This window comes from Robertmurraya dakarensis, assembly GCF_900156875.1.
Taxonomy (GTDB): Bacteria; Bacillota; Bacilli; order Bacillales; family Cytobacillaceae; genus Robertmurraya; species Robertmurraya dakarensis.
The window spans coordinates 1,960,765-1,985,008 of sequence record NZ_LT707409.1 but is presented as its reverse complement, the minus strand read 5'-3'; the positions used below and the strand labels follow the sequence as shown (position 1 = coordinate 1,985,008).

Annotated in this window: 26 protein-coding genes; 20 read left to right on the top strand and 6 right to left on the bottom strand. The window is 37.4% G+C overall.

The window, feature by feature from the left end:
• Positions 1-51 precede the first annotated feature (51 nt).
• Together CZ487_RS18340 and CZ487_RS18335 are read left to right on the top strand one after the other, a co-directional pair.
• On the top strand, positions 52-648 hold the full coding sequence (locus tag CZ487_RS18340) for a xanthine phosphoribosyltransferase (protein WP_077213741.1): 597 nt from the start codon (positions 52-54) through the stop codon (positions 646-648).
• Positions 645-1,952: a nucleobase:cation symporter-2 family protein gene (locus CZ487_RS18335; RefSeq protein WP_077213740.1), complete on the top strand. Its 1,308-nt coding sequence runs from the start codon at positions 645-647 to the stop codon at positions 1,950-1,952. Before CZ487_RS18340 ends, CZ487_RS18335 begins: the two co-directional genes overlap by 4 nt.
• Before the next feature lie 393 nt (positions 1,953-2,345).
• On the opposite strand, the gene CZ487_RS18330 is transcribed toward CZ487_RS18335, so the two are convergent.
• On the bottom strand, positions 2,346-2,795 hold the full coding sequence (locus tag CZ487_RS18330; protein WP_077213739.1) for a chemotaxis protein CheX: 450 nt from the start codon (positions 2,793-2,795) through the stop codon (positions 2,346-2,348).
• Between the two features lie 325 nt (positions 2,796-3,120).
• Here CZ487_RS18330 and CZ487_RS18325 point away from each other — a divergent pair, with 325 nt between their 5' ends.
• The 8 genes from CZ487_RS18325 (at position 3,121) to CZ487_RS18285 (ending at position 13,133) form a co-directional block, all read left to right on the top strand.
• The gene (locus tag CZ487_RS18325; RefSeq protein ID WP_077213738.1) at positions 3,121-4,206 is read left to right on the top strand and encodes a type III polyketide synthase; all 1,086 of its coding nucleotides are present in this window, start codon (positions 3,121-3,123) and stop codon (positions 4,204-4,206) included.
• Positions 4,207-4,209: 3 nt separating this feature from the next.
• A complete protein-coding gene (locus CZ487_RS18320; RefSeq protein WP_077213737.1) occupies positions 4,210-4,770 on the top strand; it encodes an isoprenylcysteine carboxyl methyltransferase family protein in 561 nt (186 codons plus the stop codon).
• Positions 4,771-5,107: 337 nt separating this feature from the next.
• Positions 5,108-8,782 (top strand): dynamin family protein, encoded by a 3,675-nt coding sequence (locus CZ487_RS18315; RefSeq protein WP_077213736.1) that lies wholly within the window; start codon positions 5,108-5,110, stop codon positions 8,780-8,782.
• A gap of 10 nt (positions 8,783-8,792) precedes the next feature.
• Complete coding sequence (locus CZ487_RS18310) at positions 8,793-9,536, top strand: nucleotidyltransferase domain-containing protein (protein WP_077213735.1); 744 nt, start codon at positions 8,793-8,795, stop codon at positions 9,534-9,536.
• Positions 9,537-9,545: 9 nt separating this feature from the next.
• The gene (locus CZ487_RS18305; RefSeq protein ID WP_077213734.1) at positions 9,546-9,737 is read left to right on the top strand and encodes a hypothetical protein; all 192 of its coding nucleotides are present in this window, start codon (positions 9,546-9,548) and stop codon (positions 9,735-9,737) included.
• Positions 9,734-10,576 (top strand): sulfurtransferase, encoded by an 843-nt coding sequence (locus CZ487_RS18300; protein ID WP_077213733.1) that lies wholly within the window; start codon positions 9,734-9,736, stop codon positions 10,574-10,576. The genes CZ487_RS18305 and CZ487_RS18300 overlap by 4 nt, the downstream gene beginning before the upstream one ends.
• 319 nt (positions 10,577-10,895) lie before the next feature.
• Complete coding sequence (locus CZ487_RS18290) at positions 10,896-12,068, top strand: ABC transporter substrate-binding protein (protein ID WP_077213731.1); 1,173 nt, start codon at positions 10,896-10,898, stop codon at positions 12,066-12,068.
• A gap of 168 nt (positions 12,069-12,236) precedes the next feature.
• The gene (locus CZ487_RS18285) at positions 12,237-13,133 is read left to right on the top strand and encodes a 5'-3' exonuclease (protein WP_077213730.1); all 897 of its coding nucleotides are present in this window, start codon (positions 12,237-12,239) and stop codon (positions 13,131-13,133) included.
• 53 nt (positions 13,134-13,186) lie between these two features.
• Here the strand turns inward: CZ487_RS18285 and sspL are convergent, their stop codons facing one another.
• The gene (gene sspL / locus CZ487_RS18280) at positions 13,187-13,330 is read right to left on the bottom strand and encodes a small, acid-soluble spore protein L (protein ID WP_077213729.1); all 144 of its coding nucleotides are present in this window, start codon (positions 13,328-13,330) and stop codon (positions 13,187-13,189) included.
• Positions 13,331-13,448: 118 nt separating this feature from the next.
• Here sspL and CZ487_RS18275 point away from each other — a divergent pair, with 118 nt between their 5' ends.
• Together CZ487_RS18275 and CZ487_RS18270 are read left to right on the top strand one after the other, a co-directional pair.
• Positions 13,449-13,940 (top strand): divergent PAP2 family protein, encoded by a 492-nt coding sequence (locus CZ487_RS18275; RefSeq protein ID WP_077213728.1) that lies wholly within the window; start codon positions 13,449-13,451, stop codon positions 13,938-13,940.
• Between the two features lie 39 nt (positions 13,941-13,979).
• Positions 13,980-14,246 (top strand): DUF6123 family protein, encoded by a 267-nt coding sequence (locus tag CZ487_RS18270; protein ID WP_077213726.1) that lies wholly within the window; start codon positions 13,980-13,982, stop codon positions 14,244-14,246.
• Between the two features lie 37 nt (positions 14,247-14,283).
• Here the strand turns inward: CZ487_RS18270 and CZ487_RS18265 are convergent, their stop codons facing one another.
• On the bottom strand, positions 14,284-14,670 hold the full coding sequence (locus tag CZ487_RS18265; protein WP_077213725.1) for a reverse transcriptase-like protein: 387 nt from the start codon (positions 14,668-14,670) through the stop codon (positions 14,284-14,286).
• 200 nt (positions 14,671-14,870) lie between these two features.
• Between CZ487_RS18265 and CZ487_RS18260 the strand changes: the two genes are divergently transcribed.
• Both CZ487_RS18260 and CZ487_RS18255 read left to right on the top strand, forming a co-directional pair.
• Positions 14,871-15,527, top strand: a complete 657-nt coding sequence (locus CZ487_RS18260) for a ribonuclease H family protein (protein WP_077213724.1) — start codon at positions 14,871-14,873, stop codon at positions 15,525-15,527.
• Between the two features lie 48 nt (positions 15,528-15,575).
• On the top strand, positions 15,576-15,752 hold the full coding sequence (locus CZ487_RS18255; RefSeq protein ID WP_077215383.1) for a zinc-finger domain-containing protein: 177 nt from the start codon (positions 15,576-15,578) through the stop codon (positions 15,750-15,752).
• A 53-nt stretch (positions 15,753-15,805) separates the two neighbouring features.
• On the opposite strand, the gene cspD is transcribed toward CZ487_RS18255, so the two are convergent.
• On the bottom strand, positions 15,806-16,006 hold the full coding sequence (cspD, locus tag CZ487_RS18250; protein ID WP_077213723.1) for a cold-shock protein CspD: 201 nt from the start codon (positions 16,004-16,006) through the stop codon (positions 15,806-15,808).
• Between the two features lie 342 nt (positions 16,007-16,348).
• Here cspD and CZ487_RS18245 point away from each other — a divergent pair, with 342 nt between their 5' ends.
• The 3 genes from CZ487_RS18245 to mntR all read left to right on the top strand — a co-directional run bounded on the left by CZ487_RS18245 (position 16,349) and on the right by mntR (position 19,449).
• Entirely contained in the window at positions 16,349-16,630 is a 282-nt protein-coding gene (locus CZ487_RS18245; protein WP_077213721.1) for a hypothetical protein, read from the top strand.
• Between the two features lie 152 nt (positions 16,631-16,782).
• Positions 16,783-18,948 (top strand): DNA topoisomerase III, encoded by a 2,166-nt coding sequence (locus CZ487_RS18240; RefSeq protein ID WP_077213720.1) that lies wholly within the window; start codon positions 16,783-16,785, stop codon positions 18,946-18,948.
• A gap of 69 nt (positions 18,949-19,017) precedes the next feature.
• Positions 19,018-19,449 carry a transcriptional regulator MntR gene (gene mntR, locus CZ487_RS18235; protein WP_077213718.1) on the top strand — a complete coding sequence of 144 codons (432 nt, stop codon included), beginning with the start codon at positions 19,018-19,020 and terminating at the stop codon, positions 19,447-19,449.
• A gap of 141 nt (positions 19,450-19,590) precedes the next feature.
• On the opposite strand, the gene CZ487_RS18230 is transcribed toward mntR, so the two are convergent.
• Together CZ487_RS18230 and metA are read right to left on the bottom strand one after the other, a co-directional pair.
• Entirely contained in the window at positions 19,591-19,809 is a 219-nt protein-coding gene (locus tag CZ487_RS18230) for a DUF3892 domain-containing protein (RefSeq protein WP_077213717.1), read from the bottom strand.
• Between the two features lie 125 nt (positions 19,810-19,934).
• On the bottom strand, positions 19,935-20,843 hold the full coding sequence (metA, locus tag CZ487_RS18225; protein ID WP_077213715.1) for a homoserine O-acetyltransferase MetA: 909 nt from the start codon (positions 20,841-20,843) through the stop codon (positions 19,935-19,937).
• 153 nt (positions 20,844-20,996) lie between these two features.
• On the opposite strand from metA, the gene CZ487_RS18220 reads away from it, so the two are divergent.
• The 3 genes from CZ487_RS18220 to CZ487_RS18210 all read left to right on the top strand — a co-directional run bounded on the left by CZ487_RS18220 (position 20,997) and on the right by CZ487_RS18210 (position 24,219).
• Positions 20,997-22,685, top strand: a complete 1,689-nt coding sequence (locus CZ487_RS18220) for a formate--tetrahydrofolate ligase (protein ID WP_077213714.1) — start codon at positions 20,997-20,999, stop codon at positions 22,683-22,685.
• A gap of 74 nt (positions 22,686-22,759) precedes the next feature.
• A complete protein-coding gene (locus CZ487_RS18215; RefSeq protein WP_077213712.1) occupies positions 22,760-23,296 on the top strand; it encodes a hypothetical protein in 537 nt (178 codons plus the stop codon).
• A gap of 86 nt (positions 23,297-23,382) precedes the next feature.
• Positions 23,383-24,219, top strand: a complete 837-nt coding sequence (locus tag CZ487_RS18210) for a DegV family protein (protein WP_077213711.1) — start codon at positions 23,383-23,385, stop codon at positions 24,217-24,219.
• The last annotated feature ends 25 nt before the right edge of the window (positions 24,220-24,244 follow it).

Sequence of the window (24,244 nt, the reverse complement as noted above, 5' to 3'; positions counted from 1 at the left end):
AATCTTAGGCTCTTTTTTTTACTCAACTAAGAAGCTATTAGGAGGAAGATGATGGAATTACTAAAGGAGAAAATAATAAAAGAAGGAACTGCTCTTTCAGAATCGGTATTAAAGGTTGATAGTTTTTTAAATCATCAGATTGACCCTGTGTTAATGCAGGAAGTTGGAAGAGAGTTTGCTAGAAAATTTTCAAACAAAAACATTACAAAAATTCTAACGATTGAATCATCAGGGATTGCACCGTCTGTAATGGCCGGATTAGAGCTGGGAGTTCCAGTTATATTTGCTAGAAAAAGAAAATCACTGACGCTAACAACAGATCTATTAACATCTTCTGTCTATTCGTTTACAAAACAGGAGTCAAATGAAATCTCTATTTCTAATAAATATATAAACGAACAAGATACCGTACTCATTATTGATGATTTCCTTGCAAAAGGAGAAGCAGCATTGGGCCTAATCGACCTTGTCAAACAGGCGAACGCCCAGATTGCGGGAATTGGCATTGTCATCGAAAAGGCCTTTCAAGAAGGCGGGCAAAAATTGAGAACTCAAGGCTACCATGTTGAGTCGCTTGCTAGAATTGAGGCTCTTGAAGAAGGAAAGATTACCTTTATTAATGAGAAAGAAGAGGAGACTGCCATATGAAACAACATCCTTTTAAAATAGCTTCATTAGGGTTACAGCATGTATTAGCAATGTACGCTGGTGCTATTATTGTACCGCTGATTGTTGGCGGTGCCCTCGGACTTACTGGAGAACAGTTAACCTATTTAGTCTCGATTGATATATTAATGTGCGGAGTCGCGACCATTCTCCAGGTGTGGAAAAATAAGTTCTTCGGAATAGGTCTTCCGGTTGTTTTAGGTTGTACGTTTACGGCTGTAGGACCTATGATTGCAATCGGTGGACAATTTGGGATTTCAGCTATATATGGTTCTATTATAACTTCCGGTATTTTTATCGTATTAATAGCAAAGTATTTCGGAAAACTTGTGAAATTTTTCCCGCCTGTTGTTACAGGTTCTGTTGTAACCATTATTGGTTTAACACTGGTTCCCGTTGCTATGAACAATATCGCTGGCGGGCAGGGAAGTCCCGATTTTGGGTCTTTATCAAATATTGGCCTGGCTTTCGGTACATTAGCAATCATTATCATTCTTAACCGGTTTTTTGATGGTTTCATTCGTTCTATCTCCATTTTACTCGGTTTGTTAATTGGGACAATTACTGCTGCATTCATGGGGAAAGTGAATTTTTCTGCTGTAACTGAAGCTTCGTGGTTCCATGTTGCACAACCATTCTATTTCGGTATGCCGACATTTGAATTGACGGCAATTATTACGATGACCTTGGTAGCATTAGTGAGCTTAGTAGAGTCAACAGGTGTTTATTTTGCATTAAGTGATATTTGTGAAGAGGACTTAAAAGAAGAGGATATTGCAAAAGGATATCGGGCTGAGGGATTAGCTAGTGTCATAGGCGGATTATTTAATGCCTTTCCGTATACTACCTACTCTCAAAATGTTGGTCTCATTCAATTATCCGGGGTTAGAAGCCTAAATGTAATTTATACTGCAGGGTTCTTTTTAATCGCTATCGGATTTGTTCCAAAAATCGGGGCAGTTGCGACTATCATCCCTACCGCAGTGATTGGCGGGGCATCTGTTGCCATGTTTGGGATGGTGGTTGCCTACGGTATAAAAATGTTAACGAAAGTTGATTTTACTTCTCAGGAAAATTTATTAATTATTGCATGTTCGGTTTGCATGGGGCTGGGAGTAACAGTAGTGCCAGATTTATTTGCACAGCTTCCATCCGGTATAAGTATCTTGACTTCTAACGGAATCGTTGCAGGAAGTTTAACGGCCATCATCTTAAATTTAATTTTTAATGTCTTTAAAATAAAGGCTGCTAAGCCAATTGCAGCAAATCAACAAAAAGTATCTTAACGAAATTCCAAGACCGTCCCTTTGACTAAGGGAGGGTCTTTTAATGTTTGCGCAGGTATTGAACTTTAGAACAGATCATTCAAGAAGTTGTCATATTACGGAAGGATAGGGAATAGGATGTATACATACTCTTCTTTAACCTGAGGTGTATGTGCGCACATTCATGAACACTTCAAAATACAATACAATGTAGTAAAAATTGTGAAAAAGAGTGGATGATGAATGGAAAAATATTATTGTGATCATTGCAGATTGTTATACGATTACTTAGACGTATGCTCTGTTTGTGGAGGAAATGTTATAAACAAAATTTGGATTGAAGTGCAAACCCAAGAAAATAATAATGATGCAATAACACCAGAATAGTCTGGTGTTATTGTGATTGCCATGGCTCTATTCAACCATTAAAACAAATTCTAAAAACCCTTGATTGCCTATATGTACTTGGAGACGGAAGGCTCTCTGGAAGCCATAAACCTTTGTTTGTCCTACAAAGACTGTAGGAGGTGTAATGTCCATTTCGAACCCCTTTTGCGCCATCGTAGTAGAAAGATTACCTGCAATCATATTGCCAAGCTCCCCTGCGAAAGATTCGAGCATCTCTCCTTCGAGTACCATTCCAAACATGGACTCACCGATTTTACAAAAAATCTCATCGTCGCCATCAATAATGACCCTGCCTCTAACATCTCCTGTCATTCCTATTAAAACTCCAATTTTATGCTGGGTTAATGGCTGTGTCAGAATTGAGGGTTTATCTACTTTTATATCAAATGGAAGAACTGATTTGACTGATTCAATAGTCCCGTTCAGTAAATCTGTTATATTTTTGGTTAGTGTCATAAGTATTCCTCCAGCACTAGTATTATCCATCATTCTATCATAAATAATTATTTTTGAATGATAGTTTTAAGAGTTTTTACCTACAATAAAAGAAAAAATAGTAGTTCTTTTGGGATAGTTCATAATTGGAAAGAATTTAATAATGCAGTTTGCGAGAGTTCGTCATATAATAAAGATGCACAACAAATCCTTCAAGACATATGAACTTCCTTCATTTCCGATGAGGGAAGTTTTTTTTTGCTAATTTTTGGCATGTTTTTTTATTCTTTGGGAAGAGTAAGCTTATTCAATCTTTCGAGGACCTGTAGGATTAGGAGAGATGACTATGCCAGCGATCGTCTCGGTAGGAGAAGCTATACCTCCATATAAATTGGAGCAGAATGAAATCATGGAATTTTCACGTTCAATTTTCGGTGAATCACATAAAGACATTGACCGCCTGCTTAAAGTATTTGGAAACGGTCAAATTGAGAAACGTCATTTCGTAAAAAATTTAGATTGGTATAAGAAGGATAGGTCGTTTGAAGAGAAAAATAATGCTTACATTGAATCTGCCATTGAAATGGGTTGCAGCGCGATAAAGAATTGTTTACATAATACGGTCTTTTTAACGAAATCGATTCATTACGAAGAGATTGATGCCATCATCACAATTTCTAGTTCAGGCATTGCTACACCAAGTATTGAAGCAAGAATGATGAATATCCTGCCCTTTTCGGAAAACACAAAAAGGATTCCAATTTGGGGATTAGGATGTGCAGGCGGAGCGTCGGGGTTGTCTAGGGCATACGAATACTGTCTCGCATATCCAAAGGCAAAGGTATTAGTTGTAGCGATTGAGTTTTGCAGTTTAACGTTTCAAAAAGAAGATCATTCAAAAAGCAATATAATTGGGACTTCCTTGTTTGGCGATGGTGCTGCATGTGCATTAGTTACAGGAGATGAAAGCGTTATCTCTGATAATAATCCCAAATGGTCATATCCGAGCATTATTGGTACGGGATCAAAAACATGGAAAAATTCTTTAGATGTGATGGGCTGGGATGTAAGGGATAATGGACTATTTGTTGTGTTCTCGAAAGACATTCCGACTATTGTTGAGCAGGAACTAAAGGAAAATGTATCTAATTTTTTATTACGTTTTTCTAAAAAACCTGCAGATATTCATCATTTTATTGCCCATCCTGGAGGTAAAAAAGTTCTCGACGCCTATGTGAAATCTTTGGATTTGTCTGTTGAACATATTAAAATTCCGCTTGATGTACTTAGAAACTTTGGAAATATGTCATCAGTCACCATCTTTTTTGTATTAAAGAGGTACATGGAACTTGGAAAAAGCGGCGAACTTGGGTTAGTTACTGCTTTGGGTCCGGGGTTTAGTTCTGAATTACTATTATTAAGGTGGGAATAGACCTTGTTTTATTTGTTCATTCTTGTTGTTATATCGCAGCGGCTTGTTGAATTGTTTGTAGCCAGGAGAAATGAGGTTTGGATGAAAGCGCGAGGTGGAATTGAGTTTGGGAAATCTCATTACCGCTATATGGTGCTTGGTCACTCCCTTTTCTTTATTGGATACATAATCGAAGTAAATGCATTTGGAAAAAACATCTCTCCTGCTTGGCCGATGCTACTTTTATTATTTCTAATTACGCAAGCCGGCAGGCTGTGGGCATTGCTTTCATTGGGGAGGTTTTGGAACACAAAGATTATTGTGGTACCGCAAGCAAATGTTGTAAAAAGGGGGCCGTACCGCTTTTTAAAACATCCTAATTATGTCGTTGTAGCTATGGAGTTTATTGTCATACCTTTGTTATTTCAGGCTTACCTAACAGCAATTGTATTTTCAATCTTAAACTTTTTACTAATGCTCATTCGTATTCCGCTGGAGGAAAAAGCACTTGCTGAGCTAACTGACTACGAAAGCCAGTTCGGTGAAGAGGAAAAAATACTGGCGTTGTTTTTTAAAAAAGTATGACAAATGAAAATCATTTATTGAAAATGATTTTCATTACTGGTAATATATAGGTAAGTTGATATTTATTCTCACTATTCAAAAAGGATGGTGTTACATATGGTCTCTATCTTTATAATCACAACAGTTGCTGTATATTCTTTTGTCATGAAATATGTCCTAAATCAAGTTAGTAAAGCACAGATGTCAAATTCCAAATAATCAATAAAGTTTAAACCGGGTTCTTAAAGACCTGGTTTTTTTGTTCTTTTCTTTACTTGTTCTTCCTGAAATGATAGGAAAAGAACGAAAAATCAGTTAAAATAAGATTTAGAAAATAGACAAACAAGGGGTATAGACAATGATTGAAACGGCTTCAAAGCAGGAAACAAAGGGGTTAAGCACTAAGATTGCAGCACTAAATCAATTTTTTTTAGAAAGTGGCGATACAGAAACAGCTCAAAAAGCAAAACAATTAGCATTAAAACTGAATGATAAAGAATTTTCAATTGCGTTCTGCGGGCATTTTTCTGCTGGAAAATCAAGCATGATTAATAAAATTGTCGGCGAAAATTTACTTCCATCGAGCCCAATTCCTACAAGCGCGAATTTGGTGAAAATTAAATCTGGTGAAGAGTATGCGAAAGTTTATTTCAAAGAGGGAAAACCGCGTCTTTATCCAGCACCTTATAATTACAATAAAGTGAAATCGCATGCTAAAGATGGCGACCAAATCCATTCAATCGAGATTAGTCATGCAACTGATAAATTGCCTAAAGAAGCTTGCATAATGGATACACCAGGTATTGATTCAACCGATGATGCACATCGAATTGCAACTGAGTCAGCATTACACCTAGCTGATTTGGTCTTTTATGTAATGGATTATAACCATGTTCAATCTGAATTAAATTTCCTTTTCACAAAGGAATTGACAAGTGCTGGGAAGGATGTATATTTAATCATCAACCAAATTGATAAGCATCGCGACGAAGAACTCAGCTTTGAGCAATTTAAAACGAGTGTGAAAGACTCATTTGCTGCTTGGGGAGTTCATCCAGCAGAAACTTTTTATACTTCATTAAAATTTGCCGAGCATCCGGAAAATGACTTTTCAGCACTGCAATATTTTATACAAAAAAAGCTTGCAGAAAGGCATGAATTATTACCGCAATCTGTTTACCATTCGCTAGTGAAATTAGTGGAAGAACATCGTTTGTACTTAGAAGAAAATGATCAAGAAAAGATTGAGCAACTTGATGAGGTACTGAATGAACTTTCGCAAGAAGAACAAGAAGTGCTTCCTGAAAAGTTATCGCTTGCTGAGAAAAAGCTAGCCGAAATTTCGTCAAGGCTGCAAGAAAAAGATAATGAACTATTAAACGGTGTCGATGACATATTGAAAAATGCTTATTTAATGCCTGCTTCAACAAGAGAACTTGCAGAAGCCTATCTGCAGGCAAGGCAGCCTGATTTTAAGGTGGGATTGTTTTTTACTAAACAAAAGACTGCACAAGAAAGGCAGGATAGGCTAGATCAGTTTTTTGAGGATTTTCAGGATAAAGTTAAAGCTCAATTGGAATGGCATTTGCGTGACTTTTTCTTGAGAGTATTAAAAAATAATGAAATCCACGATTCAGATCTAATTAATAAAATTCAAAAGCTTTCTGTACCAGTTGCCAAGGATTTGTTGGAGAACACGGTAAAGACAGGGGCAAGATTATCTGGGGACTATGTTCTTAATTATACTAATGATGTGGCAGAAGGAGCAAAAAGGTTAGCGAAGGAACAAATTAAAGAAATAAGAAGCCTATATTTAAATATCATCAAAATAGAAAATGAAGAATTAGTACAAGAAGCAGAGAACAGTAAAAACGAATTGTTGCAGCTGTTTGAAGCATGGAGTGAAAAACAGCGGATACTTGCTAATCAAAGAGACTCACTGCAGCAAATGAAGCAATATTTAAGCGGACAGTTTGATGAGGGGCAATTTGCCAAACTGTTAGAAGAAATCATTAAAAACGAAGAAGAAGTGGAAATCTACATTCAAAGTGAAGAAGATAACAAAGAGGAAGCATTAAAGGAAGAAACAAAAACAACAGAAGCACTTGGAGAGAACTCTGATGCTGATGAAAGTATCCATAAAGAACTTGATGTAGACAAATTTGATTCTACAGTTAAGAAATTAAGATATTCAGCCCAAGAGCTTCGAAATATTCCTGGATTCAAGAAGATTACTGCTGAACTCATCGACAAAGCCGATCGACTTGAAAGCCGTGGATTTACAGTTGCTTTGTTTGGAGCATTTAGTGCCGGGAAATCGTCATTTGCAAATGCACTAATAGGTGAAAAGCTATTACCTGTCTCTCCAAACCCTACAACAGCAGCAATTAATAAAATAATGCCGGTTGACGAACAAAATACTCATGGGTTAGTGAAGGTGCAATTAAAGGCGAAAGAAGTACTGTTTGAAGATGTAAAACGTTCACTTTCTGTTTTTGATTTTGAGGCGAGAGACTTTGATGGTGCGCTTGTGCAGATTGACAAAGTAATGGAAAATCACACTGACTTTGATGCTCATGAAAAGACTCATTTTGCTTTCTTAAATGCATTCTCAAAGGGCTTTAATGCTTACCGAGATCAATTAGGTGAAGTCATTGAAACAGATATAAAAGAATTTAGAGATTTCGTAGCGAATGAAGAAAAATCCTGCTTAGTCGAAACGATTGAAGTGTACTTTGATTGTGAGTTAACAAGAAAAGGAATTACATTGGTCGATACTCCTGGAGCAGATTCCATTAATGCGCGCCATACTGGAGTAGCTTTTGAGTATATAAAAAATTCAGATGCCATCCTGTTTGTCACTTATTATAATCACGCGTTTTCTAAGGCTGACCGAGAATTCTTAATTCAGCTTGGACGTGTGAAGGATACGTTTGAATTAGACAAAATGTTCTTCATGGTAAATGCCGTCGATTTGGCGAACAATGAAGAGGAAAAACAAGATGTATTAGATTATGTCAGCGATCAGCTTATCAAGTATGGAATCAGAAAGCCTAATCTTTTCCCAATTTCCAGCTTGCTGGCTATTAAAGAGAAACTAGCGGGTAACAAGGGGGAATCCCAGTCTGGGATTCAAGCATTTGAAGATAAATTTTACTCTTTTATTACCCATGATTTAACAGATATTGCAATTAATTCTGCGTTGGTGGAATGGGAACGTGCTGCTGGATTATTAAGAAGCTATATTCAGTCTGCTCATGAAGGGAATGAACAAAAGCAGTTAAAAATAAGCCGTTTGCAAAAGGAACAAAATGAAATTCAACAATTGATAAAAGATCAGCCTGCAGCAGTTCTTCTCGAAAGACTGAGTCAAGAAGTCGATGAATTAACTTATTATATTAAACAGCGAGTTTTTTATCGATTCAGTGATTTCTTTAAGGAGGCTTTCAATCCATCGGCACTTAAAGATGATGGCAGAAATTTAAAGAAAGCCGTTCAGCATGCATTAGAAGAATTTCTATCTGATTTTGGATTTGATTTTGCCCAAGAACTGCGGGCAACAACATTAAGGATTGAAGGTTTCCTTGCAAAAATTTTGGGAGAAACTCACGGTACAGTAACGAAGGAAATTTTAAAAATTAACGATGAACTCTCATTTAGTCAATTCCAGCTAGGTGAGATAGAGGGAGTTAGCTTCGACAGTGCTTTCAGTGAATTAGATCGAGATTTATTTAAAAAAGTGCTAACCTATTTTAAAAATCCAAAAGCATTCTTTGAAAATAACGAGAGAAAATTAATGCAGGAAGCACTAGAACAAGTGATGCAAGCCCCGACCGATGATTACCTCCAAAATGAAGGAAATCGTTTAAAAGTCTATTATAAGGACCAGCTTATCAAAGAACTGGATGCATTGATCACTACTCTAAGTGAAGAAATGACCGAGTATTATGATGGAATGTATGCTACTTTACGAAATGAAATACCGATTGGTCAGCTCGAAGAAATCGAGAGAAAGATAGTAAGCCAAGGATAAAGGAACTGCTATGGAAAATTGGTTAAGAAGATATGCGCAAGAACGAAATATTGATATTTTGTTTGCATGTGAAGCAGGAAGCTACACTTGGGGGACTCAATCTGGGGATTCTGATCAGGATATTCGCTTTATTTATAAGCATCAAGATATCCGTTCATATCTATCACTAAAGCGTCCTCCTGATGTCCTAGATGGGTCTTGCCCTTATGATGTTCAGGGCTGGGATATATTCAAGGCTTTTCAATTGTTATCAAAGTCAAATCCAAGTCTTTATGAGTGGGCGTTTTCACCGATTGTTTATATCGACGATGATTTTTCAGCTACTTTAAAATACTTGATTTCGCATTGCTATTCAGCCTATTCTCTAGCCCAGCACTATCGCCATTTAATGAGCCGTAATCTTAAAGATCTCTCTGGAAAAAATACGTACACGCTGAGACATCAGAAACAGCTTATTCAAGCATTAAGAGCGGTTATCATTACAAAGAAGATAATTAAAAATAAGGGAATTGACGATGCTGGACCATATTTCTCTTTTGAGTCAGACGAAACTGATATTTTATATGCGTTTTACCGAAATTTAGTATACGCAAAAAAACGGGGGGAGGTTGTACCACCTTCAAATATGCGGGAGATGATTCGTTTTTTGGAAACAGGTAAGCAGCAATTAGAACTCGAGATCAAAGACCTGCCAAAGGGAAATGAATCGATTCCCTTTTTAAATGAATGGATATGGAAAATATTAAAATTATGAGGAGGAACTATGGGGAATCCTTTTCACGCTTGTGCGAGCTGTGTCCATTTTCGAGCTAAAAAAGGTAAAGACGGAATGCAGTATAAATGCAGTCGACTGGGTTATGAAACAAAACCAAATTATGTGTTTGATTGCTGGAATCCGAAGGAGCATGTTCGTAAATTAATGGAGAAAAGAATGGGAGGGAGTGACAAGGAATGACGGCCTTTATTGAAAAAGATTGGCTTTTAGACAGATTGAATGATTCAAATGTTGTCATTGTTGACTGCCGTTTTCAGCTTAGTGACCCTGAGAAGGGGAAAGAGCTGTATTTGAAAAGTCATATCAAAGGTGCCAATTACCTGCATATGGAAGATGACTTGTCAGGTAATGTTGAAAAACATGGGGGCAGGCATCCGCTTCCGAAACCAGATGATTTCAAAAAAATTCTCGAAAACGCTGGGATCTCCAACGATAATATGGTAGTTGCTTATGATGGAGGAGAAGGATCATTTGCAGGACGGTTATGGTGGCTTTTGAAATTCGCGGGTCATCAACATGTGTACATTTTAAACGGCGGTTATAAGGAATGGACTGAAGCGAACTACCCAATTGACGACTGTATCCCTACTGTAAGGAATACTCATTATGAAATGGATCTGCAATCAAATATGCTTGCATCTGTAGAAGATGTTAGATCTGCTGTTACAAGCGGCGATCATGTTATCATTGATTCTAGGGAGCAAAAACGTTATTTAGGAATAGAAGAGCCTATTGACAAAAAGGCAGGTCATATCCCGACAGCGGTTAATTATGTTTGGACTGACGGATTTAAAGACGGAAAATTTAAATCTGCCTATGAGCAAGAACGGCGATTTGCGGACATAGATAAAGACGCAAAAATAATTGTGTACTGTGGATCAGGGATTACCGCGACACCCAATTATATCGCTTTAAAAGAGGCTGGGTATGAAAATGTAAAACTATATGGAGGCAGCTTCAGCGATTGGATTTCGTATGATGAACATGAAGTCGAAACGAAACTAAATAATGAAAAGTAGAAACAGAGAGGCGACTCTCTGTTTTTTTGCAGGAAAAAGTTCATGCCATGGAAATTTAATCATCTCCGCTTCTAATAAGAGATGAGCAGTGTAGTAGAATCTACAATTAATATTTAGAAAATATTGACTATTCTGTAAATTTAACATATCATTTAAATTGAAATTGTATCTATCCATTAAAAATAACAGCCACCGCAGCGTTTATAAGTAGTTGAATGTAAGCGTTTACCGTAGATGAATCAAATATGTTTGGTGAAAAGAAAAAACAGTGGAACTATTGTCAATGTTTACAGCAGAGGTGAAAAAGGGGGAATTTTAAATGGAGAAACTAAAGTTAGGCTTCATGATCGTTCTGCTAATTACAATAACCGCTTTAGTTGGTTGCAGCGGGAAAGAGGAGGCATCCTCTGATAAAGATTCAGAACAAACAGTCGATATTGGGATTGTTCTTGCTACTACAGGACCATTAGCACAGACGGGATCATGGGTGCTAGAGGGCCATAAAGTCGCAGCAGATCAAATTAATAAGAATGGCGGCTTCAAAGTTGGAGATCAGACTTACAAACTTAATATTGTGCATTATGACTCAGAAGGGAAGGCTGAATCAGCAACAGCTGCTACCGAAAGGCTCATTAACCAAGACAAAGTCCCCGTAATTCTTGGTACTTCAATTAGTTCTGAGACTGCGGCGATGATTCCAATTGCCGAACGTTCTAAAGTTCCTTTAGTTACGTTTGTAGCGGCAAGTGATATCTTGACAGATCAGGGGGCACAGTTCTTTACTCAAGCAGCTCCAGCAAATAAAAACTATGTCAATGCTGGGGTAAAAACGATGCAGGATATGGGTATGACAAAGATCGCGATGATCTATTTAGATGATGCATGGGGGCAATCGTACGCAAAATTATATCCACCGGTTATTGAGGAGGCAGGAATTGAGATCATTACAACTGAAAAATTTGCCCCAGAACAAAAGGAATTTTTAACGTTACTCAATAAAGTAAAAGCTGCTAATCCAGATGGCGTTCTTCTTGCTGCCGAAACGGAGCTGGCCATCCCTCTCCTCAAGCAGCTTGAAGAAATTATCCCTGATGTCAAGGTGATGGAAACTGGTGGAAGCATTCCGGAGGAAGTTCTGAATCTTGCACCGGCAGCTGCTGAAGGAATGGTTATCTTGAGCAGGTCTGGTGAAGAAACAGAAGAAATTAAAACATTTAAAGAGATTTTCAAGGAAAGTTCAGATTATGAACCGAATTCTTTTGCTTATTCTGGATTTGATGGAATTAACTTTATCGTTGATGCCATGCAAAGAGCGGGAACGGTATCGGATAGCGGGAAAATCAATGAAGCGATCCGAAACGCTGAGTTTACAGGGTTAATCGGGACCTATACCTTTAATGAAAAAGGTGAAAATAATTTAGTTGGTAACCGTTCAGTTATTAAAGATGGAAAGGTAATTTATCAGAGTGTGGATTCACCACTTCCGCAATAATAATGAGAATGGCAGAGATTTTGACCTCTGCTGTTCTATTTTTTAAGGAAAATATCAAGAATTAGTCTCCTGTATTCGTGTTCCTTTTTATAGCAATTACTCATTTTCATAAACTTAGCATCTATTCCATGTTATAATGGATCTTATGTTGAAATGAGGAGGGACACCATGGAAAAGAAAAATCAATCATCCTTAATGCTTGTTGACGGTATGGCGCTGTTATTTCGTGCATTTTATGCCACGGCCGTATCAGGACAGTTTATGATTAACACAAAAGGAGTCCCGACGAACGGTGTACAAGGGTTTGTTAAGCATTTTCTTACCGCAGTATCATCTTTCAAGCCTAGTCATGTGGCTGTCTGCTGGGATATGGGCAGTAATACATTTAGAAATGAAATGTTTACAGATTATAAAGCAAATAGGGGAGAGGCACCTGTTGAGCTTATTCCGCAATTTGACTTGGTAAAAGAAGTGGTTGATGCTTTTGATATACCTAATATTGGTTTAGCAGGTTATGAAGCAGATGATTGTATCGGCACGATTGCTAAGAATGAAGCTGCTGATACTCATGTTCATATTTTAACAGGGGACCGTGATATTCTTCAGTTATTAGATGAAAGAATTTCCGTAATTTTAATGCAAAAGGGTTATGGAAATTATTTAGTTTATACTCAGGAAAGCTTCTATGAGGAAAAAGGTATACAGCCTAAGCAAATGATTGATGTAAAAGCTTTAATGGGCGACCCTAGCGATAATTATCCTGGGGTAAAAGGAATAGGTGAAAAAACAGCATTAAAACTTGTTCAACAGTATCAGCATGTTGAAGGTGTGGTCTCAAACTTAGATAAATTGACAAAAGCGCAGAAAGCAAAAATTGAGCAAGACCTGGAGATGCTGTACTTAAGTCGAAAGCTTGCTGAAATTCACTGTGAAGTTCCTATCCAATATTCACATGATGATGCCCTTTATCAATACGATCGTGAAAAAGTGTTGTCAAAGTTTAATGAAGTTGGTTTTAAGGGATTAGATCGTTTTCTAAAGCAGGATAAAGAATACGTAAGATAATAGATAAATCGAAACAGAGGCTGTCCGAAATGGACAGTCTCTTTTTAACGGTATTATATTTTTGTATTGCTTTTTTTAGCTCTATTTTCAAGCTCTGATTTTGGATTTTCAGTAAACTCCGCATCTTGACCATAGCCTTGCGGATTCACACCAGGAGCTTTTTTACCTCTGTTTGTATGCTTGTTTTTACCTCCCATGAAGACACCTCCTTGTGTTGTTCCTCTTTTTAGTATTTGCGAACAAATAGAACTCATACCAAAAATGATTTAGTATAGATTCCTTTTGATTTCTTCAAAATAATCATGAGGTGAGAAAATGAATAGAGGTGTGATTATTGCATTACTAAGCATCTGCTTAGCTCAAGGGTTAAAGATCCCCATTCATTATATAAAGAAAAAAGAATTACGTCCGGACTTGTTCTTTCAAACAGGAGGGATGCCGAGTTCGCACTCAGCAGGCGTGGCATCACTAACGACTTATATTGCGTTAAGAAGAGGAACACCAACAATTGATTTTGCTCTTTCTCTGATCTACGGCTTAATTGTGATGTATGATGCTCAAGGAATCCGCCGGCAGACAGGGGAGTTAACATTAAAAGTCAATGATTTAGATCAATTATATGATTCCTTTAAAAAGGAACAGACAGTAAAATTTGAAGAGAAATCTCCGGAGAAGTTAAAAGAGATGCTTGGTCATCAGCCAGAAGAAGTTGTGGGTGGTGCACTCTTAGGTATTTTGACAGGTACAATAGGACATCTTGTATCAAAAAAAGATAGAAAACTGTCGAAATTTAAGGTAAAATTTTAACAATTGCATCTTGATTAGCAGGAGAGGGTTGGAAGGTAAGTGGGTACGGATGAATATTTGCAATTCTTAAAAGGGAAGGGCTTTCAGCTATACGATGACGCCATTGGATTTATCTATTTTGGCAAGCAATATACAAATGCATCTGATGAACAAACAAATACGGCGATTGAACTAACTCTAAAAGCCCAAAAAACATTTGATGGCAGCTTTTATATGTCACTTTTGGAGGTCCTCACTCTAAACTGTATTACTTCACGATCTGAGGCCATCCAATATGTAACAGACAAAAAACTGCTTGCTCTATAAAGGCGTATCGATGAAGGATACGCCTTTATATTTTGAATTAGTTTTTCTGAATAGCCATTCTTGCAAGTGAATCAGCTGTTTTGTTTTCAGAGCTTGGAATCCATTTTAAAAAAAATAAATCAAATTCCTTTGTTAATTGTAATGCTTCTTCAAGAAGTGGTGCGTAAGCCTTGTTTTTAGCAAACTCTTTTTCAACAGAACGATTTACCAACTCTGAATCTGTTCTAAAGGAAACCACTTTATAGCCTTTTTCAATACAGATATTTAATGCTCTTATAAAAGCGTAAAATTCTGCTTCGTGGTTACTCATATTACCTAGAGGGATGGAGTATCTTTCAACATCACCAGTGCCTTTGATAAAAATACCCGCACCGCTTGGACCTGGATTGCCTGCGGAAGCACCATCAATATACACCTCAATCAAAATAACATTCCCCCTTAGATACACATGAAACACGCTCAAATAGAGTATAATTAGACATAAGTTTTGTTATCGTCCTTTTAAAATTAAAATCATCAGTTTTACAAGCCTCTGTAAGGATAAACTAATTGATAGTGTATCATAAAAATTAGGAACAGCGTATATAAAATGCCGATAAGAATAGGGATAGAAAGGTGAAAAAGATGAAGTATAAAATCGAATGGAAATACATAGTAAAAGGCCATAAACCTGTTTTATTTACTTCAGACTGGCTTGAATCTAATGTTGCCCTTGATACAGGGGAGCAAATCGATAAATCAGGAAAAGCGGCGGAGCTAAACTTCATAGATGAGATGAATACTTCTTGGACACTCAAAGAAATGAAAAAGGTAACAGCTGAAATTGAGACGGAACCACATGACCTGATCATTTATTTTGATGGCGGTTTTAATAATGAAACGTATGAAGCTGGGTTAGGTGTTGTGATTTATTATAAACAAGGGAAAAAGAAGTTCCGAATACGGTCAAATGAACTGATTGAACAAATGGAAACGAATAATGAAGCTGAATACGCCGCATTATACTATGCACTTAATATCTTGGAGGAGCTTGGCGTACATCATCTTCCTTGTGAAATCAAGGGCGACTCCCAAGTTGTATTAAAGCAGCTTGAAGGAGAATGGCCTTGTTACGAAGAAAACTTGAATCGCTGGCTTGACCGGATGGAAGCTAAAATAAAAGAACTCGGAATTTCCCCAACATATACACCATTATCAAGAAAAGAAAACAAGGAAGCAGACCAGCTGGCTACACAAGCACTTGAAGGGAAAATAATCAATAGCAGAATGCAAATTATCTAGGGGAATAGTCTTTGTATGCATGTAATAAGAAGGAAAGGTGGGAGGAATTTGAAAAGAGAGAAGATCTTATCTGAAGTGGACGATTTAATGAAGAGTTATTGTGAAGGGTGTTTTCTGCACAAGCTGCACAAGGATGAGAAAGGAAGACGATTTGCCCATCGCTTCTGTATTTCCGCATGCACAGTTGGGGAAAAGATAAAATATTATGGAGAAAAATTAACGTAAAGATACTAAAAGGCTGGCAAAAAAACGCCAGCCTAGAACGATTTTATTTGAAATTAAAGTTTTACAACGTTAGAAGCTTGAGGTCCACGGTTACCTTCAACGATTTCAAAAGAAACTTCCTGACCTTCTTCTAAAGATTTAAAGCCTTCTCCTTGGATAGCAGTGAAGTGTACGAATACATCATCTCCACCTTCTACTTCGATAAAACCGAACCCTTTTTCATTGTTAAACCATTTTACTTTACCGTTTTGCATAAAAAATTTTCCTCCTAAACCTATCAAGACACTGATAATTGTGTCCAAGTATATATTACCATTAAACTGACTATATATGGCTAAATATAGAAAAAGCGGAAATATATTCTGTTTAATGATGCTTATAATATACACGATTGTTATATTGCAGTCAAGACACTGAACGAAGCAGTTTATGTACCAAATGGAATATTCTAAATTTTCTTTAAATATGGTATAGTATTAATATACTTTATATAAATTTTTTACAATAGTAAAAAAGAATGAATATGAACATGATTTATTTTCATATTTATTAAGTACCGGTATTGTAATAAAAAGTAAATAGAAAAAGGTGAGAGGATGTTTCGATTTTTAATTGATCAGGATGAGTGGATACTGCGGTTTTCTACACATGTAGAAGTAGAAGATGATGATAAACAGGCCATCGTAGAAGCAATTGCTCAGTTAGATAAGACGCTTTTGTCTTTTTCTCACGGGGAATCTTTTATCATTTTTCATGAAAGTATAGGTATCATTGTTTTTTATATCGAAAAGGTCCCTTCTCTAATTTTATCTGTCATATCCATTGTTCCTAAAGACAAATGGTATATTCAAAAGAATAAATCGATACAGCCATATTAAAGAAGAACTTCCAGTAGGGAGTTTTTTCTTTTTTTAATTACTAAGCAAGGTTTGTCATAAACGTGTAAAATATAAAGTAACACTTTACGTAAGAAGTAGATTAAGATTAGAATATAAATCTACTTATTTTTGCTAGTAAAAGGGGCAGAAACATGAAATTGATTATCGCAGAAAAACCTGACCAGGGTTTAACACTCGCATCGATATTTAAAATAAAGAAGAATCAAGGATATGTTGAAATATACCCAAATGAAATATTCCCTAATGGAGCTTATGTCACTTGGGCGATCGGCCACATTTGCCAGTTAGTAGCTCCAGAGAAATATGAATCGAACTGGAAAAAGTGGTCTATCGAGACGCTCCCGATGATTCCATCTCAATTTCAATATGAAGTAACAAAAGATAAATACAAGCAATTTAATGTCATTAAAAATCTGTTGAATGACCCAAAAGTTTCTGAAATCATCCATGCGGGAGATGCTGGTCGAGAAGGGGAACTAATCGTTCGGAATATCCTTCGTCTCTTGCAATGCAGGAAACCGATGAAAAGACTATGGATTTCTTCATTAACACCTAAATCCATTAAAGAAGGATTTTTGTCGTTATTATCAGAGAATGATACGAGAAATCTTTACTACGAAGCCTACACTAGAGCTTGTGCGGATTGGATTGTAGGAATGAATGCTTCAAGGTTATATAGCCTGCTCCTGCAAAAAAAGGGTTTTGCAGATGTATTTTCGGTCGGCAGGGTGCAGACACCTACTTTAGCATTAATTGTTAAAAGAGAAAAAGAAATAGAATCCTTTGTATCAGAGCCGTTTTGGGAGGTACTAGCAAACTTCCAAATGGATGGTAAAAAGTACAAAGGAAAATGGGAGAAAGATGGCGAGTCTAGAATTGACTCAAAAGAATTAGCCGAAAAAATCGCTGCTTTTTGTGAAAATAAACCAGCAGAAATAACTGAAGTGCAGGCAGAAAAAAAGGATTATCTACCGCCGCTTCTCTACAATTTGTCTTCCCTGCAGGCTGAGGCAAATCGGCGTTTCAAATTTCCACCAAAGAAAACGCTGGATGTTTTACAAAAATTATATCAAAAAGGGATTGTTTCTTACCCTCGTTCCGATTCAAGGCATGTAACTGCTGGAGAGGCCGAAGCTTTTCCAGAAATTTTAGCAAAAATAGAAAAAATTGCAGATTACTCTAACCTTTTCCCGCTTCCTCACCCATCAATAAGCAATAATAAACGCTTTGTAAATGACCAGAAGGTAACTGACCACTACGCGATTATTCCAACTGAGCAAGTTCCCAATATCGCAAGACTAAGCAGCGATGAACAGAAATTGTATGATCTTATTGTAAGAAGTTTAATTGCTGCGCACTATGGGAAATCGGTAACAGAATACACAACAGTGAAGACATTGGTGGATGGTCGTGCCATGTTCGAAACAAAAGGAAAGGTTCAGCTTGAAGAGGGCTGGAGGAAAGTCATTCCGCAGCAGGAAAAAACGAAGGAACCATTGCTGCCTGTGTTAACAAAAGGCGATAAAGGCCATGTAGCAAAAGTTGATGTAAAGGAGAGCAAGACACAGCCACCCAAAAGGTATACAGAGGGCCAGCTGATTACATTAATGAAAAGTGCCGGCAAGCATATTGAGGATAAAGAGCTTGAGAAAGTACTAATGAAAACGGAAGGTTTAGGAACTGAGGCGACAAGAGCCGGGATCATTACGATGCTTAAAGACCGCAAGTATATTCAAATCACGAAAAACCTCGTGTACGCAACAGCAAAAGCAAAAATTTTAGTACAGGCGATTGGGGAAGAAATTTTGGCCTCTCCTGAAATGACAGCGAAATGGGAGCAGCGTCTCAAAGAGATAACAGAAGGTGAAGCATCTCCAAAACATTTTATGGAGCTCACAGAGAAAATGGTTACTCATATTATTTCGTCAGCTGTTCAAGAGGCGGACAAGTGGACTTTTGCGCCAGAGGACCAAGAAGGTTTCCAGCCAGGAAAGCAAACTAAATCTAGAAGAACAGTGAAACTTGGATCCTGCAAACTGTGTAATGGAGATGTGGTCGATAAGGGGAATTTTTATGGGTGCTCTAAATATCAAAGTAATAATTGTTCATTCACGATATCTAAAAAGATACTAGGAAAATCCATTACACAGAAACAGATCAAACATCTATTAGCTGAAGGAACAACAGAACTGATTCAAGGTTTTCAAGGAAAGGCTAAAACATTTGATGCAAAGCTCGCCTGGGAGGAAAAAGACCAAAAAGTGAAGTTCTTGTTTGTATCAGCAGATAACGGCTGATCTTCTTGTTTCAATAACCTTTATATAGTAAACTTTTAATATGACTGTTGACATAATGGAGGGTGCGGGATGCCAACACCAAGTATGGAAGATTATATTGAACAAATTTATATCCTAATTGAAGAGAAAGGCTATGCACGCGTTTCAGATATTGCTGAGGCCTTGTCTGTCCATCCCTCATCTGTAACGAAGATGGTGCAAAAACTGGATAAAGACGAATATCTAGTCTATGAAAAGTACCGGGGCTTGGTATTAACACCTAAGGGTAAAAAGGTAGGGAAGCGGTTAGTTTATCGTCACGAACTGCTAGAGCAGCTCCTGAGAACGATTGGTGTGCTTGAAGAAAATATTTATAACGATGTGGAAGGCATAGAACATCATCTAAGTTGGAATGCCATTGATAGGATTGGAGATTTAGTAGAATTTTTTGAAGAGGATAAATCGCGGATAGAAGCATTAAGAATGATTCAAATGAAGAATGAAGAACAAGATTGTAAGTAGGAGCCCATTGTACTCATACATGACAGACCTGCCTGCTGGATAAGATGGCAGTTTGGCCCCCGTTAATGTAATGTGGACAGGTTTTTACCTGCCCAGCCGGATTGTGTAAATGTAACAGCATCTGATTTTTCAATATATAGCTTAATAAATCGTTGGATACTGATCAAATCCATCTGCGGATTGTGTTTCTAAAGAAAGATGACCATCCTGCTGCTCAATGATTTCAACCCCGACGATATTCCCCTGCTCTACCTCCTGCAGTGCTTTACGGTAGGAGATGATTCTTCCTTCAGATGTTTGAAAACTAATGATATCACCGAAATAATTACGCTGTACTGCGACTAGTTTTTCTTCGTTCATGTAAACACTTCCTTCTTGCTTTTATGTAATTTTCTACTAGTTTTCCACAACTTTCTTTACTGTAAACAAAAAAGCATCCTTGAGGATGCTTTTTTACTTCATTAGATTCGACCTTTCGCCTTCATTTATTGCCATTCGAATGGTGTCTGCTGGTAAACATAATAATTCAACCAATTAGAGAAAAGCAGGTGTGCGTGTGAACGCCAGCGGTTTAACGGCTGTTTGTTTGGGTTATTATCAGGAAAATAATACAGTGGAAGATGAGCATCAAGACCTTTTTCTCGATCGCGCTTGTATTCTTCGCTTAATGTAGTCGCATCATATTCCAGGTGGCCTGTTATCATAATTTGTCTGCCATTGTTGGCACTCATGATAAATGGCCCTGCTTCTTCTGAATAGGATAAAAGCTTAACATCTGGATGATTTTCCACTTGAGCCTTTTCAACATCTGTATAGCGTGAATGCGGTGCCAAATAAATATCATCAAATCCAGTTAACAGCTTTTCGGAACGATCGCTGACAACATGAGAAAAAATGCCTGAACATTTCTTAGGAAGTTCAAATTTTCCTATTCCAAAGTGATGATATAATGCAGCCTGCGCTCCCCAGCAAATATGAAGAGTGGAGGTTACGTTGCTAGCAGACCAATCCATGATTTCTTTAAGCTCTTCCCAGTAATCGACATCTTCAAATGACATCAATTCTACAGGCGCACCAGTGATAATCATTCCATCATATTTTCGGTTTCTAATATCCGAGAAGGTGGTATAGAATTGATCGAGATGGAGCTGGCTTGTATTCCTAGATTGGTAAGTTGCCGTTTGCAAAAATGAGATGTTTACTTGTAAGGGAGTATTACCCAGCACACGTAATAGTTGTGCTTCGGTTTTCTCCTTCTCAGGCATTAAGTTCAATATTATTATATTCAGCGGTCGAATATCCTGAGTCTTTGCCCTGTCTTCATCCATAATAAAGATATTTTCTTCTTCTAAAATCTCTCTTGCTGGTAACCGTTTTGGTATTTTAATAGGCAATTGATCATCTCCCCCTTGTTCCCACTGTCAATTATTTCTTATTATATATAGCTTTAAATCATGTATCAATCCTTTTGAAAAAATATCACAATTATTCAGCTAATTGAATGATACAATAAAAAGGACGAAAGTAATGATAATGGGGGTTACGTAATGAGTGTAAATCACAATGTGAAATCTGATATTGAAATTGCTCAAAAAGCAGAAATGAAACCCATTTTAGAAGTAGCAAAGTATCTTGGTCTAACGGAAGATGATATCGAGCTTTATGGTAAATACAAAGCTAAACTTACATATGACACATTAAATAAAATTCAAAATAATACAAGTGGGAAAGTGATTTTAGTAACATCGATTAATCCAACGCCTGCAGGAGAAGGGAAGTCAACTGTTACGGTGGGGTTAGGGGATGCTTTTCAGCGATTGAATAAGAAGGTGATGATTGCCTTACGTGAACCATCTTTAGGTCCGACGATGGGAATAAAAGGCGGAGCGACTGGCGGCGGATATGCACAGGTTCTGCCGATGGAAGATATTAATCTGCATTTTACAGGGGATTTCCATGCAATCACAACGGCCAATAATGCTTTAGCAGCCCTAATTGATAATCATATGCAACAAGGGAATCAACTTGGCATTGATCAAAGGCGAATTGTTTGGAAACGAGCAGTCGACTTAAATGATCGAGCTTTAAGAAAAGTAGTGGTGGGTTTGGGAGGTCCTACGCAAGGTGTTCCCCGTGAAGATGGCTTTGATATAACAGTAGCTTCTGAAATCATGGCTGTACTTTGTCTATCTTCTGATATAAAAGATTTAAAAAATAGATTAGCTCGAATGGTCGTTGCTTATAATAGGAATAATAAACCGATTACTGTAGGAGATTTGGGCGTAGAGGGAGCGCTGACGCTGCTTTTAAAAGATGCAATAAAACCGAACCTCGTTCAAACGATTGAACATACGCCGGCGCTGGTGCATGGTGGACCATTTGCGAATATTGCTCATGGCTGCAATAGTGTAATTGCGACAGTTGCTGCTTCAAGGCTCGCGGATTATGTTATTACAGAAGCGGGATTCGGAGCAGATCTTGGCGCAGAAAAGTTTTTAAATATTAAAGCAAGGAATGCTGATTTTAAACCAGAAGCTGTTGTAATTGTGGCAACCATCCGGGCATTAAAAATGCATGGAGGGGTTTCGAAACCTGACCTTCGTGACGAGAATATTGCTGCACTTGAAAATGGTTTTATGAACTTAAAGAAGCATACCGAAACGGTTCAAAGTTTTGGCTTGCCATTTGTGATAGCTATTAATAAATTCATTACAGATAGTGATCAAGAAATTAAAACATTATTAGATTTATGCAGAGAACACAATCTCCCCGTTGAACTGACAGAAGTATGGGAAAAAGGCGGGGAAGGTGGATTAGCGCTAGCAGAAAGAGTTATAAGTGTTATTGAAAAAAATGAAGCTAATTTCACTCCTTTATATGAACTCTCTGACTCGATTGATAACAAAATCCGCAAGATTGTGCAAAAAGTGTATGGTGGAAGAGATGTGGAGTTTTCGTCAAAAGCTAGAAAACAACTTGAGCAGTTTAGTGAATTCGGATGGGGAAGTCTCCCTGTTTGTATGGCGAAAACCCAGTATTCACTATCAGATGATCCTGCAAAGCTTGGAAGACCAGAAGAATTTACTGTAACTGTTCGGGAACTAAAGCCTTCCATCGGAGCTGGTTTCATCGTTGCTTTAACAGGCGATGTGATGACGATGCCAGGACTGCCTAAAGTCCCTGCTGCATTGAAGATGGACGTAGATGATGAAGGAAATGCAATTGGTTTATTTTGATGCTTGGAACGGTAGAGGGAATTTCCTTTACCGTTCATTTTTTATCGATATTATCCATATAATGAGGTGATCATGTGTTTGACCCAACAGCATTTGAAAATATGAAGGTAGTGATAGAAGGCGCTTTATATGACTGTGATTTAGAAGGGGAAATTACAATAGTTGATAGAAATGACATAATGAACATGGCAAAGTTATCTAGAAGCTATGATGTGACATTCTCATTATCAAATGATGAAGCTGTAAAATGCGAGTTTTCGATGGAAGCTGCTTTAGAAAATTTAGCTGCTGAACTCCTGCCAGCTTCTTTATCAGAGCGTTTAGCAGGTACAGCAATTTTTATAACCTTTGTGATGACACATCTGAATAATAGGTTACTTCATGAGGAAATAGATAATGAGCTTAAGACAATTTGGGGAAATGGACGAAACATAAAGCATATTATGAAGGTTGATCCTTTTCAGGATGCTGATATGATACGAAAAGAAATCGTGATTGATTTTAATCGACTTATATTTGAAGATCAAATGGATGATGTGGTTGAGATGGTAGACTACATGATCCGCTCTTTAGAAAAGATAAATAAAATCCTTAGAAGGAATTTTGCCTAGAACCTTAGAACTATTATAGGAATAAAAGTATGATTTATTTAATATCTGTTATTATGATCAGGTCTTATTTAAGGAGGAAGTTAAATATGAGGAAGGTGGCTTGGGTGACAGACAGCACTGCTTTTTTGGATGAGCAATTAAAGGGTCATCCTGATATTTATACGGTGCCGATGTCCATTGTATTAGATGGAAAAGAGTATTTAGATAGTGATTTAACCCCTGATGAGCTCTACAATCGATTGAAAGCGTTGTCAAGCCCCCCGAAAACATCTCAGCCTTCTGTTGGAGCCTTTAAAGATTTGTATGAAAAATTAGCAGAAAAATATGAAAGCATCATTTCGATATTAATATCTTCCCAGTTAAGCGGTACTGTGTCTTCAAGTGAACAAGCTTCCCAATTAGTTGATGTTCCTGTGATCACGATTGATTCTAAAATTCTATCTTATCCAATAACTGTGCAAATTAAAAAAGGGATGGAATGGCTTTCAAACGGTTTAAGCATTGAGGACGTAAAAGATAAGATTGAAAGAATGAGAGATTCATATGAGGTCTATGTGCTTGTTGGGAGTCTTGAACAACTACATCGCAGCGGGAGGATGTCTGGACTGCAGTTGTTCCTTGGCAGTATGCTCAATATTAAACCGATCATACAGTTGTCCGATGGAGTATTATCGATAAAGGAAAAGGTTCGCAGTGAGAAAAAAGCAAAGGATAAAATTATCAGTTATTTAAGAGAGTCCTATAACAAGCATCATTTTAAAGAAGTATATCTACTCTACGGTCTTCATGCTGATGAAGCAGAAAAGTGGAAGAGTGAATTGTCAGAACTGTTTCCGGATATAACCTTTGGCTGCTATCCACTGGGAGCAACAATAGGTGTTCACGCTGGAGAAAACACATTAGGTGTTGGCTGGTACAAGTAGCGCTAAAACAGCGCTTTTTTTTTTG

Coding starts and splice junctions, on each gene's coding strand:
- mntR (WP_077213718.1), top strand. CDS start 19,018: ATGCCAACACCAAGTATGGAAGATTATATTGAACAAATTTATATCCTA.
- CZ487_RS18315 (WP_077213736.1), top strand. CDS start 5,108: ATGATTGAAACGGCTTCAAAGCAGGAAACAAAGGGGTTAAGCACTAAG.
- CZ487_RS18260 (WP_077213724.1), top strand. CDS start 14,871: ATGAAGTATAAAATCGAATGGAAATACATAGTAAAAGGCCATAAACCT.
- CZ487_RS18245 (WP_077213721.1), top strand. CDS start 16,349: ATGTTTCGATTTTTAATTGATCAGGATGAGTGGATACTGCGGTTTTCT.
- CZ487_RS18275 (WP_077213728.1), top strand. CDS start 13,449: ATGAATAGAGGTGTGATTATTGCATTACTAAGCATCTGCTTAGCTCAA.
- CZ487_RS18230 (WP_077213717.1), bottom strand. CDS start 19,809: ATGAACGAAGAAAAACTAGTCGCAGTACAGCGTAATTATTTCGGTGAT.
- CZ487_RS18290 (WP_077213731.1), top strand. CDS start 10,896: ATGGAGAAACTAAAGTTAGGCTTCATGATCGTTCTGCTAATTACAATA.
- CZ487_RS18330 (WP_077213739.1), bottom strand. CDS start 2,795: ATGACACTAACCAAAAATATAACAGATTTACTGAACGGGACTATTGAA.
- CZ487_RS18220 (WP_077213714.1), top strand. CDS start 20,997: ATGAGTGTAAATCACAATGTGAAATCTGATATTGAAATTGCTCAAAAA.
- CZ487_RS18300 (WP_077213733.1), top strand. CDS start 9,734: ATGACGGCCTTTATTGAAAAAGATTGGCTTTTAGACAGATTGAATGAT.
- CZ487_RS18305 (WP_077213734.1), top strand. CDS start 9,546: ATGGGGAATCCTTTTCACGCTTGTGCGAGCTGTGTCCATTTTCGAGCT.
- CZ487_RS18340 (WP_077213741.1), top strand. CDS start 52: ATGGAATTACTAAAGGAGAAAATAATAAAAGAAGGAACTGCTCTTTCA.
- CZ487_RS18325 (WP_077213738.1), top strand. CDS start 3,121: ATGCCAGCGATCGTCTCGGTAGGAGAAGCTATACCTCCATATAAATTG.
- CZ487_RS18210 (WP_077213711.1), top strand. CDS start 23,383: ATGAGGAAGGTGGCTTGGGTGACAGACAGCACTGCTTTTTTGGATGAG.
- CZ487_RS18285 (WP_077213730.1), top strand. CDS start 12,237: ATGGAAAAGAAAAATCAATCATCCTTAATGCTTGTTGACGGTATGGCG.
- CZ487_RS18335 (WP_077213740.1), top strand. CDS start 645: ATGAAACAACATCCTTTTAAAATAGCTTCATTAGGGTTACAGCATGTA.
- cspD (WP_077213723.1), bottom strand. CDS start 16,006: ATGCAAAACGGTAAAGTAAAATGGTTTAACAATGAAAAAGGGTTCGGT.
- CZ487_RS18310 (WP_077213735.1), top strand. CDS start 8,793: ATGGAAAATTGGTTAAGAAGATATGCGCAAGAACGAAATATTGATATT.
- sspL (WP_077213729.1), bottom strand. CDS start 13,330: ATGGGAGGTAAAAACAAGCATACAAACAGAGGTAAAAAAGCTCCTGGT.
- CZ487_RS18240 (WP_077213720.1), top strand. CDS start 16,783: ATGAAATTGATTATCGCAGAAAAACCTGACCAGGGTTTAACACTCGCA.